Raw genomic sequence first — 14,399 nt, 5'->3', positions numbered from 1 at the left:
TAACTATACGAAAGTCGATGGATGGCAGGGGTCAAAAGTTCCCCCATTAAGACTTCCTCCATGAAAATTTTGCATGATTTTTCATCGGCCGACGGCGCTGTTCCGGCCTTTTTCCGAGAGCCCGCGATGACCGATCCCAACCCATCCCCTGATTCATTGACCGGGCGCACCATGGCCTCCCGCTTCTCGCTCGCAACCAAGCTGTATTCGATCTTTGCCCTGTTCGCGGTCCTGACCGCCGCCATCACCTTCCTGTCCGACTACAACGCCCGCCGGAACGCGGAGCTGACGGAGGCGGTCGACCTGGCGAGCCGGGCCGCCCTCAATGTCGAGCGGGTGAACTCGCTGGTCTATGCGGTGGTGATGGAATCCCGCGGGATCTACATGTCGACCGAACCGGCCACGGTGAAGAAATACGGCGACGGCCTGCTCAAGTTCAACGAGCGCATCACCGACGTGGTCAAGAACTGGGAGGCGATCGTCCAGGCCGACGATGCCGCGCAGTTCGCGACCTTCAAGACGCGCATCCAGAAGTTCGTCGAGTTCCGCAAGGAGCTGGTGCGGCGCGGCGTCGAGATCAACGCCGCCGCAGGCCGCGAATGGGGCGACAACGACGCCAATCGCGAAGTCCGCACCGCCCTGAACAAGGACCTCGAGGCGCTGTCCAAGGTCTATGCCGAGCGCAGCAAGAAGCTGGCGCATCAGACCGACTCCAACCGCGAGATGTCGTTCGTGCTGACCTGCCTCGGCGGCCTCGCGCTGATCGTGGTCGTGCTCGGCGTGCTGATCATCGCCCGCTCGGTGGCCCGTCCGCTGTCGCAGATCACCTCGACCATCAAGCGCGTCGCCGAAGGCGCCGAGAATGTCGAAGTCCCCCACGCGGCGCGCGGCGACGAGATCGGCGCGCTGGCCCGCGCCATCAGGATCTTCCAGGACGCGATGGCGCGCAACCGCGACCTCAACTCGCAGGTGGTGCAGGATTCCGAGGCGCGGGACGCCCGCGGCCGTCATATCCAAGCCTCCGTCGAGGCGTTCCGCACCACGATCAGCTCCGTGCTCCGCGCGGTCCACGACAACGCCGCCGCGATGCGCGGCACCGCGCAGAGCATTGCCAGCGTCGCCTCCAGCGCCAACAGCCGCGCGGTCGCAGCCGCCAGCGCCACCGAACAGGCTTCGACCAACGTATCGGCGGTGGCGGGAGCGGCCGAGGAATTGTCGGCCTCCGTGCAGGAGATCGGCCGCCAGGTGCGGCAATCCGCCGGCGCCGTCGAGCAGGCCGGCCAGCGCACCGACAAGTCGATCAGCGAGATCGAGGGACTTGCCGCCGCCACCCAGCGGATCGACGGCGTGCTCAACCTGATCCAGGCGATCGCCGAGCAGACCAACCTGCTGGCGCTCAACGCCACCATCGAGGCGGCGCGCGCCGGCGATGCCGGCCGCGGCTTTGCCGTGGTCGCCCATGAGGTCAAGGCGCTGGCCGGACAGACCGCGAAGGCGACCGCCGAGATCAGCGAGAATGTCAGCCTCATTCAGGCCTCGACCCGCACCTCGGTCGACGCGGTGCGCGAGATCGGCAATGCCGTGCGCGAGATCAACGACGTCACCTCCAACATCGCCAGCGCCGTCGGCGAGCAGGATTCCGCAACCCGCGAGATCTCCGTGAATGCGCAGATGGCCGCGCAGGGCAACGAGACGCTGGTCTCGCATATCGGCTCGCTGCGCGACGACATGGGCCAGACCAGCACGGCCGCGGAATCGGTGCTGTCGGCGTCGAACGAGCTGACCGCAACCGCCGAGACGCTGTCGCGCGAGGTCGAGCAGTTCTTCCGCAATCTCCGCGGGGAAGCGGCGTAGAGGCTGCGCTCTCTCCCCGTCGTCCTGGCGAAAGCCAGGACGACGTCGCGTAGCGAGGCGCGCACCGGCGCAATACACACGTTCACAGCTTCGGCTGCAGCGTCGCGTCGGCGGGACGGATCACGCAGCGGAAGCCGAGATCGCTGGTGGAGGCGTCGACCGCGGCGGCCCGGCGCGCGGCCGGGCGATAGCGGCGGCAGTAGTTCGGCGCGGAGAGATGTGAGCCGCCCTTGATGACCTTGCGCGGCATGGCGGGCTCCGGCTGCGCCGGATCGCAACTCGCCTGCTCGCGGCCGCCGCGCGGATTGTGCGGAATGCGGGTCAGCCGCGTTGCATCCGACGGGGGATGGGGCGACCACCAGTCGGAGGTCCATTCCCAGACATTGCCGATCATGTCGTGCACGCCAAAACCGTTCGGCGGGAAGGCACGCACCGGCGAGGTCCGGTCGTAGCCGTCCTCGCAGAGATTCTGCAGCGGGAAATTACCCTGCCAGGTGTTGGCCATGTGGACGCCGCCGGGCGCCAGCGCATTGCCCCAGGCATATTCCTCGTCTTCAAGGCCGCCGCGCGCGGCAAACTCCCACTCGGCCTCGGTCGGCAGATCCTTGCCGGCCCAGCGGGCATAGGCCTGTGCGTCGGACCAGGCGACGTGCACGACCGGATGGCTGCCCAGCACGTTGATGTTGGTGCGCGGTCCCTGCGGATGCCGCCAGTTGGCGCCCGGCACGAAGGTCCACCACTGGCTCTCGTCGCGCAGGCTGCGCAGACGTTGCGGCGGCATGAACAGCTGCGAGCCGGCGTGGCGCATCTGCGGCAACGTGTCCGGAAGCAGTGTCGGATCGGGTGGAACCTCTGCCAGCGTGATGTGGCCGGTGGCCTGGACGAATTCACGAAACTGAACATTGGTGACCGGCGTGCGGTCGATCCAGAAGCCGTCCACCGCCACGCGATGCGCAGGCGCTTCCTCGGCGTGATGGTGATCCGACCCCATCCGGAAAGTGCCGCCGGGAATCCAGACCATGTCCTCGGTCTGCGATTCATCCAGCTTCGGTTCGAGATACTCGCTATCGCGCAACATCGCAGCGCATCCGCTGATGCATCAAACTCCGCGCTGCCAGCCCATGCAGCACCGACTGATCCGCCCCCTGCCTCCCGTACGCACGCATCCATCACCGCAGCCGCTCGCACGGCGCGCAGTCTGTTTTGCCTGACGTGATCGCGAAGTTGAATCCCCTTGGAATGAAACGATAAAGCAACTCGCATTGCCTGTGATGTGCAGAATGTGCCAATCTCTGCGACAATGCGCCGAGGCTTAACGGAGGATGTTGCAAATCCAACAATCCGATACCGTTTGGATGCGCCGCCTTATCGGAAAATCAGTGACAAATCCGCGCATCTTTCTTGCAACATGATCCTGCCATTCGAATCAGGATCACTCTGCTCAAGTTGTCTTGGGCAGTCTCGGGCAACGAATTGCACTGACGTCTCGTTCTCAATGAAATTGACTGGTCGCGTTCCGTTGCGGGTTTAAGTGATGGGTGGACACCTCTTCGTTGGCAGCAGCGAGCTCAACGGTTTCGAAGGGCTGCATCAGGCCGTCAAAGGATCGCATGTCGACGTGATGCAGCTCGGGCGGGGACGGCTGCGCGGCACCCTGTCTCATGTCGGCATCGGCGATTTCTCGCTCAGCATCGGCGCCTTCAATGTCGGGGTGCGCACCCAGCGCATCTCGACCGACGACAAGCTGATCGTCGGCATGCTGCTCAGCGCCGAGGACCGCGTCACGCATTGGGCCTTCGACATGCACCCCGCCGACGTGCTGGTGATCCCGCCGGAAGTCGAGCATGACGGCGTCTTCCACGGACCCTCGTCCTACGCCGCGATCCGCTTCGACCTCTCTGAATTGCCGACCGTGTTCGGCGGCGAGCCGCGGCTGGTCGATCCCGGCAATTGGCGCGAGAAGAACTATTTTCGCGCCGACACCGCGATCGGCATGCTGGCGGCCGAGCGGCTGCCGCAGATCGTCGCGCATCTCGGTCGGCTGCAGGGCGCGCTGTCGGAGGGCGCCGCGGATTTCTGGAAGCGGACGATCGTCGACTGCGTAACGGCGAACATCCTGACCTCGCTGCCGCCGGACGACCTCGGCCATTTGCCTTCGTCGATGAAGCTGGTGCGCGACGTCGAGGAGTATCTCGAAACCGCCGGCAGCCGGCCGGTGCATGTCTCGGAGATCTGCTCCAACTTCCGCCTGTCGCGTCGCACCCTGCACCGCGCCTTCCACGAGGTGTTCGGCATGGGGCCGGTGACGTTCCTGCGCCACAAGCGGCTGTGCGCGATCTATGCGACCTTGCGGGAGAGCGCGCCGGGCGAGACCACCGTCTCCGAGGTCGCGATCCAGCAGGGCTTCATCGAGCTCGGCCGCTTCTCGCATTATTACCGCACGATGTTCGGCGAATACCCGTCGCAGACGCTGGGCTTGCCGGCGAGAGCTTAGGTTAACGATCGCTGAATCCCTCCGCGCAAATTGCCGGCGGTTTGCCGCGGCTTTCTCAATCCGCTTGCGGTACGAGGTTCCTCCAAGGCGCAGGGGGCGCAAGAGATTGGGGGAAGAGGCAATGGACGGGCTGGTGCCACGGCCGAGGGCGGTGCCGACAAAGCGGCTGCTCGCGCTCGGATTCGGCCTCATCCTGTGCTTCTGCTCGATCTGCGCCTCCATCCTGTGGGAGATGGCGCAGAAGGATTTCCAGCACGCCAAGGATGGCGCCACCAACCTCGTGGCCAGCATTTCCAGCGAGATCGAGCGCAATATCGAGCTGTACGATCTGTCGCTGCAGGCCGTCGCCGACGGCGTCAAGCTGCCCGAGATCAACCGCATCAGCCCGGAGCTGCGCCAGGTCGTGCTGTTCGACCGTGCGGCAACCGCCAAGGATCTCGGCTCGATCCTGGTGCTCGACCCCGCCGGCAACGTCACTGAGGACTCCAGGACGCTGATCCCGCGCAGTGCGAATTTCGCCGACCGCGATTTCTTCCAGATCCATCGTGTCAGGCCCGATATCGGACTGTTCATCAGCCCGCCCTGGGTGACGTCGGAGGGCGAATATCTGATCAGCCTCTCCCGGCGTATCAGCAATGACGACGGCTCGTTTGCCGGCGTCGTCGCCGGCAGCATGCGGCTCAGCTATTTCCACAATCTGTTCCGCAAGCTGAATTTCGGTCCGAAGGATTCGATCACACTGTTCAATACCGACGGCACGATGATCATGCGCGCACCGTTCCAGATCGAGCGGATCGGCCAGAGCATCAGGGAGTCGCAGGCGTTCAGGCAGTTCCCGGCGAAGACCGCCGGCTCCTACACCTCACGATCGGTCGTCGACGGGATCACCCGCCTCTACGTCTACCAGCAGATCGGACATCATCCGCTGCTGCTCGCCGAGGGCGTCGCACTGGATGCTATTTATGCCGACTGGTGGCAGCAGCTGTGGTCGATCGGGCTCGTGGTGACGGCGCTGTGTGCCTTCTCGATCGTGCTGATGTTCTATCTGCTCGGGGCCGTGAAACGGCGCGCCGTGGCCGAAGCGCAACTCGCGCGGCTCGCCAGCACCGACGCCCTGACCGGCCTCGCCAATCGTCGCAGGCTCGACGCCACACTCGCCACCGAATGGCGGCGCGGCCGGCGTGCCAAGGCGCCGGTCTCGCTGCTGATGATCGACGTCGATCACTTCAAGGCGTTCAACGATACCCACGGACACCAGGCCGGCGACGAGGTGCTGGCGACGCTGGCGCAATGCATCGCCGCCTGCACCAAGCGCGCCACCGATCTCGGGGCGCGCTATGGCGGCGAGGAATTCTCCGTGCTGCTGCCCGGCATCAACGTGTCAGGTGCAAGCGAGCTGGCGGAGCGGATCCGCGAGCGGCTGACGGCTGCCCGACAAACCCAGCGCGAATTGCCGACCGTCAGCATCGGCCTCGCCTGCATGACGCCCACCGCCGGCCAGACCTCGCGCGATCTCGTCGCCGCCGCCGATCTCGCGCTGTATGAAGCCAAGCGCGCCGGGCGTGATCGCGTCATCGTCAGCTCCGCCGAACAAACCGCGCCGGCCGCGCGCCGCGCGGCCTAGACTAAAGGTCCCTACTCCACCAGCAGGACATCCACGGCCACAGCGAGCTTCTGCTTGCGCGCGCCGACGATGACGCCGTCGACCGGAGAGACGTCGGAGAAGTCGCGGCCCACGGCGAGGATGATGTGGTCGTTGGCGACCACGAGATCATTGGTCGGATCGAAACCGATCCAGCCGAGTTCGGCGCCGCACCACACCGAGACCCAAGCGTGCGTCGCATCCGCGCCCTGCAGCCGCGGCTGGCCCGGCGGCGGAATGGTGCGCAAATAGCCGGAGACATAGGCCGCGGGCAGGCCGAGACCACGCAGCCCCGCGATCATCACATGGGCAAAATCCTGGCACACGCCGTGGCGCTTCTCGAACACTTCCTTCAGCGGCGTCGAGATCACGGTGGCCTTGGGATCGTATTTGAACTCGGTGCGTATCCGCCGCATCAGGTCCGCGGCACCCGCGATGATGCCGCCGCCCGGCGGAAAGCTCGCGGCGGCATACGCCGTCACCGGCCGCAGCACAGGCACCAGCGAAGAGGCGAAGACGTAGCCAACCGGCGAGGTCGGCCCCAAGCTCGTTGCCTCGACCGCGACGTCACGCACGCTCTCCCAGGACGGGCTCACCGCATCGCGCGCCGGCGGATGGCGATCCAGCGAGACGCGGGCCCGAGAATCGATCCGCAAGGTACGATGCGCGGTCTCGATCAGGATGCTCTGCGTCAAGGTGCCGAAGAAATCGCGCCTGGTCGCGCGCTCGGCCGGCTTCGGGCGGATCTCGACATTGTGGGAGATCAGCGTCTGGCCGCCGTCGCTCAGCGGCTCGAGCCGCAGCGAGCAGCGTGCGAAGCTGACCTGGGTTTCGTAGCTGTAGGTCGTGACGTGACGGATGTCGTAGATCACGCGAGGCCTGTCAGCTTCTCCGGCCGGCTGGCATTCGGCCCGTGCGGGAAATAATGCAGCCCGATGGCGTCGGCGAGGTTGAGCAGGTCCTGCTCCAGCGCAAACAGCTTTTTCACATCGAGGGTTGCGGCCTCCGCCGTGGTCAGCATCGCCTCCAGCGCCACCGCCAGCCGCTGCGGCCGCTCGATCAGGCCGTGCTCCTTCAGGCTCGGCAGCGCCGCGATGTGCTCGTTGAGCGCCGCGACCTGGAAGGCGACCGAGCGCGGATTGTAGGGATCGAGAATGGCAAGGTCGCGCACCGGCGCCAGCAGCGGCTGCAGCAGATAGCGCGAGCGGTAGGTGATCTGGCAATCGACCAGCGTGAGCAGCGCGTCGAGATCCTCGTCGCCGGCCTCGTCATAGGCGAACTGGCGGGTGAAGCGCGTGGTGTTGATGGCGCGCTCGGCGCGGCGGCCCATCTCGAGGAAGCGCCAGCCGGCGGCGCGGTTCATGTTCTCTTGCGCGAGGCCCGCGAAGCTCGCGAGCTCCTGCAAAGTGAGTTCGGCGGCACTGACCACGCCGTCATCGTCATGCACCTCAACGGCCAAACGATCCGCCATCTCGGTGATGACCTGCCAGGCATCCGGCGACAGCCGCTCGCGCAGGCCCGTCGCGGTGCGCTGCGCCGAGCGCACCAGCGACAATGCGGAGCCGAATTTCTCCTCGCTCTGCAGCGCCTCGAGCGCGACCTTCTGCGGGTTGGCGCGTGCGGTCTGCGAGGTCGCGCCCCAGGCAACCAGCATGCGCTGGATCCGTTCGGCCGAATGCAGCGCCGGCGTGCTTCCAGTGGAGTTGCCACGGGTCGGATCGCGCTGCGGCGTGCCGAGCGCGCGGATCAGCCGCATCGTGGCCTCGGCGCGCTCCAGATAACGGCCGAGCCAGAACAGATTGTCGGCGGCGCGGCTGGGCAGCACGCCGGCGATGCGGCGGATGCGGACGGTGTCGACCGCCGGCAGCAACGTCGAGGTCGCGACCGCCTTGTCGGAGACGATCCAGACGTCGGCCGAACTGGCGCCGTCGCCCATCGACACCGCGCGCGCGTCGGCTTGCTCGGCGATCCGGCAGAAGCCGCCGGGCAGAATGGTCCAGCCGTTCGGCGTTGCCGCCGCAAACACCCGCAGCACGAAGGGACGCGGCGTGATCCGGCCGTTCTCCCAGGTCGGCGTGGTCGAGAGCCGCACCAGCTCCTGGCCGACATAATCGATGCCGCGGTTGGCGATGGCGTCCTTGAGGCGGTCGCGATCGGCGGCGGACAATTCGCCGGGCAGCACCGGAGCATTGCCGGGAAAGCCCGGCACGCCACGGCCATAGGCGCCTTCAATGGCGAATTCGTCGAGCCGCGACAGCACCTGCTCGCGCGCCGATTTCTGGCCACACCACCAGGTCGCGATGTGCGGCATCATCAGGTCTTCGCTGAGCAACCGCCGGCACAGATTGGGCAGGAAGCCGAGCAGCGCGCGCGCCTCCATCACGCCGGAACCCGGCATGTTGGCGACCACGACGCCGCTCTTGCGCAGGACGTCGACGAGGCCGGGCACGCCGAGATAGGAGGAGGCGTCGAGCTCGAGCGGATCGAGCATGTTGGAATCGACGCGCCGCAGCAGCACGTCGAGCCGCTTCAGCCCGGCGACGGTGCGGATATGGACGCGATCGCCGCTGACGGCGAGGTCGTCGCCCTCGACCAGGAGGAAGCCGAGATAGCGCGCCAGCGTCGCATGCTCGAAATAGGTCTCGTTGAAGGAGCCCGGCGTCAAAAGACCGATACGCGGCTCGTCGCGGTCGGCGCTGGCGCGGAGCGAATCGCGGAACGCCTCGAAGAACGGCGCGACGCGCTCGACATTCATCGACTTGTAGAGATTGGAGAAGGCGCGCGACAGCACCAGGCGGTTCTCCAGCGCGTAGCCCGCGCCCGACGGCGCCTGGGTGCGGTCGCTGAGCACCCACCAGCGGCCATCGGGGCCGCGGCCGATATCGGCGGCGTAGAGATGCAGATGGCGGCCGCCCGGCGGTCTGACGCCGCTGAGCGCGCGCAGATACTCATTGCTGCCGGCGATCGCGGCGGCAGGAATCGCTCCATTCGCAACCAGCTTGCCCTCACCATAGAGATCGGCGAGCACCATCTCGAACAGCTGCGCGCGCTGGGCGATGCCGGCGGAGAGCTGCCGCCAGTCGGCGGCGTCGATGATCAGCGGCAGATGGCTGAGCGGCCAGATTCGATCAGAAGTGTCGCCGGGGGCGCGGTAGGTGACGCCGGCCTCCCGCAAGTGACGGTCGGCGGAGGCGAATCGCCGCTCGATATCGGCGGGCGACAGCGCGGCGAAGGCATCGAAGAAGCGGGTCCAGACCGGGCGCGGCGCGCCGTCCTGCCCGATATATTCGTCGGGACTGCCGGGCAGGCGGGCATAGTCGCGCATCCACTGCGCCATCCGGCGCTGTCCGGGGCGGGCCCTGCTCTCCTGATTGCTGCTTTGGCCACCCTGTTCGGTCATTGCACTTCCCCGCGCGCATTAGTGCAGGAGCGGGGTGCGCAAGTCGAGGGTCAACGGAAACTCAATTGTGCGTTCCTCCGGCGGCGGCGCGATCTTGCCGGGCGTGTGGCCGTGGTCCTGGAAGCGGGCCAGCCGCCGCGCCTCGGCTTCGTAGGAATTGACCGGTTTGGTCTCGTAATTGCGGCCGCCGGGATGGGCGACGTGATAGACGCAGCCGCCGAGCGAGCGGCCGTTCCAGGTGTCGATCAGGTCAAAGGTCAGCGGCGCATGGACCGGAATGGTCGGATGCAGCCCTGAGGCGGGCTGCCAGGCCTTGAACCGGACGCCGGCCACCGCCTCGCCGGAACGCCCGGTCTCGGTCATCGGCATCCGCCGGCCATTGCAGGTGACGACATGGCGCCCCTCGACGAAGCCGGTCGCCTTGACCTGCAGCCGCTCCACCGACGAATCGACATAGCGCACGGTGCCGCCGGCCGAGCCCTCCTCGCCCAGCACATGCCAGGGCTCCAGCGCCTGGCGCAGCTCGAGGCCGACGCCGCCGTGATGGACGCGGCCGAAGGCGGGGAAGCGGAATTCGAGCTGGGCCTGATACCATTCCGGCTCGAAGTCGTAGCCGGACTGCTTCAGCTCGGCGAGCACGCCGAGAAAATCCTCCCAGAGGAAATGCGGCAGCATGAAGCGGTCATGCAGCGCGGTGCCCCAGCGCACGAACTTGCCCTGCTGCGGCTCGCGCCACAGCTTTGCGATCAGCGCGCGGATCAGGAGCTGCTGCGCCAGCGACATCCTGGGATCCGGCGGCATTTCGAGCGCGCGGAATTCGACCAGGCCAAGCCGGCCGGTCGGCCCGTCGGGCGAATAGAGCTTGTCGATGCAGATCTCGGCGCGATGGGTGTTGCCGGTGATGTCGACCAGGATGTGCCGGAACAGCCGGTCCACCAGCCACAGCGGCGCCTCGACATGAGCCGGCGGCACATGCGCGAGCGCGATCTCGAGCTCATAGAGCCCGTCATGCCGGGCTTCATCGATGCGCGGCGCCTGGCTGGTCGGACCGATGAACATGCCGGAGAACAGATAGGACAGCGACGGATGCCGCTGCCAGTACAGCACGAGGCTCTTCAACAGATCAGGCCGGCGCAGGAATGGCGAGTCCTCCGGCGCGCTGCCGCCGACCACGACATGGTTGCCGCCGCCGGTGCCGGTGTGGCGGCCGTCGATCAGGAAGCGGTTGGCGCCGAGCCGTGTCTTCGCCGCGTCCTCGTAAAGTCCAAAGGTGATGTCGACTGCCTCGCGCCAGCTCTGCGCCGGCTGGATATTGATCTCGATCACGCCGGGATCGGGCGTCACCTTGATCACCTCGATGCGCGGATCATACGGCGGCGCGTAGCCTTCGACATGCACGGCGAGCTGCGTTTCCTCGGCGGTCGCTTCGATCGCGGCGATCAGCGCGAGATAATCGTCGACCTTCTCGACCGGCGGCATGAAGGCGCAGAGCACGCCGTCGCGCACCTCGATCGACATCGCGGTGCGCACCGGCAGCGGCTCGGGAATCTCCTTCAGCGCCAGCGCGAGTTCAGTGTCGACGTCGGCGAGCCCTTCGCGCGGTGCCATCGGGTCCTTCTCGACGACGTAAGGAAAATCCTCCGGCGGCACATGTTCGAGCGAGGCAATCGGCAGCCGCAGGCCGAGCGGGGAATCGCCGGGAAACAGGAACAGATGGCTGCGGCGGATCTTCCAGCGCTCGCTGCGCCAGCGCGCAGGAATGCGGTCGCCGAGCGGATTCCAGCGCTGGATCGGCAGCACGAAGCCTTTTGGAGTCGTCAGGCCCTCGTCGAACACCCGCGCCAACCGCGAGCGTTCTTCGGCGTCGGTGAGTTTCGAATTGGCCGGCGTCACGTTCGCCGGCAGGCCCGCCTCGCGCTGGATCCAGAACGCGGGATCCTCGTAAGCCGGCATCACATAGTCGGCGCTGAGGCCGAGCTTCTTCGCCGTGCCGACGGCGAAACGCTCGGCGTCCGCGACTGCAGCCTTGCGCGGATTCTCGACTGACGCGATCAGGTCGGCGTTGTTCCAGATCGGCTTGCCGTCCTTGCGCCAATAGAGCCCGAATGCCCAGCGCGGCAGCGTTTCGCCGGGATACCATTTACCCTGCCCGTAATGCAGCAGGCCGCCCGGCGCGAAGCGCGTGCGCAGCTTGCGGATGAGATCGTCGGCGAGCGCACGCTTGGTCGGACCGACGGCCGCGATATTCCATTCCGGCGCCTCCAGATCGTCGACAGACACGAAGGTCGGCTCACCGCCCATGGTGAGCCGCACGTCGTCGGCCTTCAGATCGGCATCGACCTGCTCGCCGAGCGCATCGAGCCGCGACCAGGACTCGTCGGAGAATGGCCGCGTAATTCGCGGCGCCTCGCGGATCCGCTTGACGCTCATCTCGAAGGCGAAGTCGGTTTTTGCAGAGCCTGCGGTGCCTGTGACGGGTGCTGCGGAGCGATAATGCGGCGTGGCGCAGACCGGGATATGCCCCTCGCCCGTCAGCATGCCCGAGGTGACGTCGAAGCCGATCCACCCCGCGCCGGGCAGATAGACCTCGGCCCAGGCGTGCAGATCGGTGAAATCGCTCTCGACCTCGCGCGGCCCTTCGATCGGATCGATGTCCGGGCGGATCTGGATCAAATAGCCGGAGACGAAACGCGCCGCGAGCCCGAGATGGCGCAGCATCTGGATGAACAGCCACGCCGAGTCACGGCACGAGCCGGAGCCGGCCGCGAGCGTCTCCTCCGGCGTCTGGATGCCGGGCTCCATGCGGATCAGATAGCTGATCCTCTTCTGCAGCGCGGCGTTGAGCTCCACCAGGAAATTGACCGTGCTGTCCGCCTGCCGCGGGATGTCCTTCAGATAGGCCTCGAGCAGCGGGCCCGGCGCGTCCGTCTCCAGATAGGGCGCGAGCTCGGTCTTCAGGTCGTCGGGATACGCGAACGGAAAGCTGTTGGCATAGGGTTCGACGAAGAAATCGAACGGATTGATCACGGTCATCTGCGCCGTGAAATCGACCTCGATCTTCAGCTCGGTCGCCTTCTCCGGGAAGACATAGCGCGCCAGCCAGTTGCCCTGCGGGTCCTGCTGCCAGTTCACGAAGTGATTTGAGGGCGTGACCTTGAGCGAATAGCTCAGGATCGGCGTGCGCGTATGCGGCGCCGGACGCAGCCGAATGGTCTGGGGCCCGAGATCGATCGGTCGGTCGTATTTGTAGTGGGTGACGTGATGCAGTGCGACGAAGATCGACACGGAAAAGGGACTCCAGCAGCTTTTTTGAGCAGAACATTGCTGCCGGATTGGATCAAGCATTAACAACGGGCACGGGATGCCTATGGTGCGGGCGAATGGCGCGTAGGGAATGGCGAATAAACCGCCCTACTCGCCACTCCCTGCTCGCTATTCGCCGATCTCACATCGTCGCCCCAAGCACCCAGGGTGCGAACTCGGCGCCGCCGAAGTCGAAGCTCTCGCTCTTGGTCGGCTGGCCCGACGCGGTCTTGAGGATCAGGTCGAAGATGCGCTGGCCGCATTCCTGCACGGTCTCCTCGCCGTCGAGGATGGTGCCGCAATTGACGTCCATGTCGTCTTCCATCCGCTTGTACATCGGCGAATTGGTCGCGAGCTTGATCGACGGCGCCGGCTTGCAGCCGAACACGCTGCCGCGGCCGGTGGTGAAGCAGACCAGATTGGCGCCGCCCGCCACCTGCCCGGTCGCCGCGACCGGGTCGTAGCCGGGCGTGTCCATGAACACGAAGCCTTTCTTGGTGACGGGCTCGGCGTAGTGCAGGACGTCGACGAGGTTGGTGCTGCCGGCCTTCGCCATCGCGCCCAGCGACTTTTCCAGGATCGTGGTGAGACCACCGGCCTTGTTGCCCGGGCTCGGATTGGCGTTCATCTCGGCGCCTTCGCGCTGGGTGTACTCTTCCCACCAGCGCATCAGGCCGACCAGCTTTTCGCCGACCTCGCGGCTGACCGCGCGGCGCGTCAAGAGATGCTCGGCGCCGTAAGTCTCCGGCGTCTCCGACAGGATCACGGTGCCGCCATGACGCACGAGCAGATCGCTCGCCGCGCCCAGCGCCGGATTGGCCGACACGCCGGAGTAACCGTCGGAGCCGCCGCATTGCAGCGCGACCGTCAATTCGCTCGCCGGCACAGGCTCCCGCTTCACCTTGTTGGCATCGGTCAGCGCTTCCTTCACGAAGGCGACGCCGGCTTCCACGGTCTTGCGGGTGCCGCCGACCTCCTGGATGTCCATCGCGCGCAGCCGTCCCGCGAGCTTCTGCTCGGCCATCAACCCGCCGATCTGGTTCACCTCGCAGCCGAGGCCGAGCACGATCACGTTGGAGAAGTTGACGTGGCGCGCATAGCCGCCGAGCGTGCGGCGAAGCAGCGCCAGCGGCTCGTCCTGCGTCATGCCGCAGCCGGTCTTGTGGGTCAGCGCGACGACGCCGTCGACGTTGGGATAGTCGGCGAGCGGATTGTCGCCGGTGAAGGGATTCTTCTTGAACATGTCGGCGACGATGCCGGCGACATGGGCGCTGCAATTCACCGAGGTGAGGATGCCGATATAGTTGCGCGTCGCGACGCGGCCGTCGGCGCGGCGGATGCCCTCGAAGGTCGCGGGCAGATCGAAGTTCGGCACCGGCTTGACGTCGACGCCATAGGCGTAGTCCTTGGCGAAATCGCCCATGCCGCAGTTCTGCGTATGCACATGCTGGCCCGGCGCGATCGGCGCGGTGGCAAAGCCGATGATCTGCCCGTAGCGGCGGATCGGCTCACCTTGCGCGATCGGCTTGATCGCCACCTTGTGGCCGGCCGGAATGCGGTCGACGGTGGTGACGCCATCGGCCACCACAAGCCCGGGCGGCAAACTCGAACGCGCGATCAGGACGCTGTCGTCGGGATGCAGGCGGATGACGGGTGTCGCTGCGGCCATGGTGAGTCTCCTGGATTCTTGACTTCACCTCTCCCCG

8 protein-coding genes are annotated in these 14,399 nt (G+C 66.4%); 3 read left to right on the top strand and 5 right to left on the bottom strand.

What is annotated here, in order from left to right:
* The first annotated feature begins 126 nt into the window (after positions 1-126).
* The gene (locus JQ604_RS32575; protein ID WP_249158985.1) at positions 127-1,854 is read left to right on the top strand and encodes a methyl-accepting chemotaxis protein; all 1,728 of its coding nucleotides are present in this window, start codon (positions 127-129) and stop codon (positions 1,852-1,854) included.
* 82 nt (positions 1,855-1,936) lie between these two features.
* Here the strand turns inward: JQ604_RS32575 and JQ604_RS32570 are convergent, their stop codons facing one another.
* Complete coding sequence (locus JQ604_RS32570) at positions 1,937-2,932, bottom strand: formylglycine-generating enzyme family protein (RefSeq protein WP_212364811.1); 996 nt, start codon at positions 2,930-2,932, stop codon at positions 1,937-1,939.
* 456 nt (positions 2,933-3,388) lie between these two features.
* Between JQ604_RS32570 and JQ604_RS32565 the strand changes: the two genes are divergently transcribed.
* Together JQ604_RS32565 and JQ604_RS32560 are read left to right on the top strand one after the other, a co-directional pair.
* On the top strand, positions 3,389-4,348 hold the full coding sequence (locus JQ604_RS32565) for a helix-turn-helix domain-containing protein (protein ID WP_212364810.1): 960 nt from the start codon (positions 3,389-3,391) through the stop codon (positions 4,346-4,348).
* A 121-nt stretch (positions 4,349-4,469) separates the two neighbouring features.
* Positions 4,470-5,972 carry a sensor domain-containing diguanylate cyclase gene (locus JQ604_RS32560; RefSeq protein WP_212364809.1) on the top strand — a complete coding sequence of 501 codons (1,503 nt, stop codon included), beginning with the start codon at positions 4,470-4,472 and terminating at the stop codon, positions 5,970-5,972.
* An 11-nt stretch (positions 5,973-5,983) separates the two neighbouring features.
* Here JQ604_RS32560 and JQ604_RS32555 read toward each other — a convergent pair whose 3' ends face one another.
* The 4 genes from JQ604_RS32555 to JQ604_RS32540 form a co-directional block, all read right to left on the bottom strand.
* Complete coding sequence (locus JQ604_RS32555; RefSeq protein ID WP_212364808.1) at positions 5,984-6,862, bottom strand: transglutaminase family protein; 879 nt, start codon at positions 6,860-6,862, stop codon at positions 5,984-5,986.
* Positions 6,859-9,390 carry a circularly permuted type 2 ATP-grasp protein gene (locus JQ604_RS32550; RefSeq protein WP_212364807.1) on the bottom strand — a complete coding sequence of 844 codons (2,532 nt, stop codon included), beginning with the start codon at positions 9,388-9,390 and terminating at the stop codon, positions 6,859-6,861. The genes JQ604_RS32555 and JQ604_RS32550 overlap by 4 nt, the downstream gene beginning before the upstream one ends.
* Before the next feature lie 18 nt (positions 9,391-9,408).
* Entirely contained in the window at positions 9,409-12,675 is a 3,267-nt protein-coding gene (locus tag JQ604_RS32545; protein WP_212364806.1) for a DUF2126 domain-containing protein, read from the bottom strand.
* Between the two features lie 160 nt (positions 12,676-12,835).
* Positions 12,836-14,362, bottom strand: a complete 1,527-nt coding sequence (locus JQ604_RS32540) for a UxaA family hydrolase (RefSeq protein ID WP_212364805.1) — start codon at positions 14,360-14,362, stop codon at positions 12,836-12,838.
* Between the last annotated feature and the right edge of the window lie 37 nt (positions 14,363-14,399).

The organism is Bradyrhizobium jicamae (assembly GCF_018130695.1).
Taxonomy (GTDB): Bacteria; Pseudomonadota; Alphaproteobacteria; order Rhizobiales; family Xanthobacteraceae; genus Bradyrhizobium; species Bradyrhizobium jicamae_B.
Note: the sequence above shows the minus strand (reverse complement) of the source record. Positions and strands in the feature narration are given on the sequence as shown.

What these genes read in the sequence shown, in the direction of transcription:
- JQ604_RS32575 (WP_249158985.1), top strand. Translation starts at nt 127, where the DNA reads ATGACCGATCCCAACCCATCCCCTGATTCATTGACCGGGCGCACCATG.
- JQ604_RS32570 (WP_212364811.1), bottom strand. Translation starts at nt 2,932, where the DNA reads ATGTTGCGCGATAGCGAGTATCTCGAACCGAAGCTGGATGAATCGCAG.
- JQ604_RS32565 (WP_212364810.1), top strand. Translation starts at nt 3,389, where the DNA reads ATGGGTGGACACCTCTTCGTTGGCAGCAGCGAGCTCAACGGTTTCGAA.
- JQ604_RS32560 (WP_212364809.1), top strand. Translation starts at nt 4,470, where the DNA reads ATGGACGGGCTGGTGCCACGGCCGAGGGCGGTGCCGACAAAGCGGCTG.
- JQ604_RS32550 (WP_212364807.1), bottom strand. Translation starts at nt 9,390, where the DNA reads ATGACCGAACAGGGTGGCCAAAGCAGCAATCAGGAGAGCAGGGCCCGC.
- JQ604_RS32540 (WP_212364805.1), bottom strand. Translation starts at nt 14,362, where the DNA reads ATGGCCGCAGCGACACCCGTCATCCGCCTGCATCCCGACGACAGCGTC.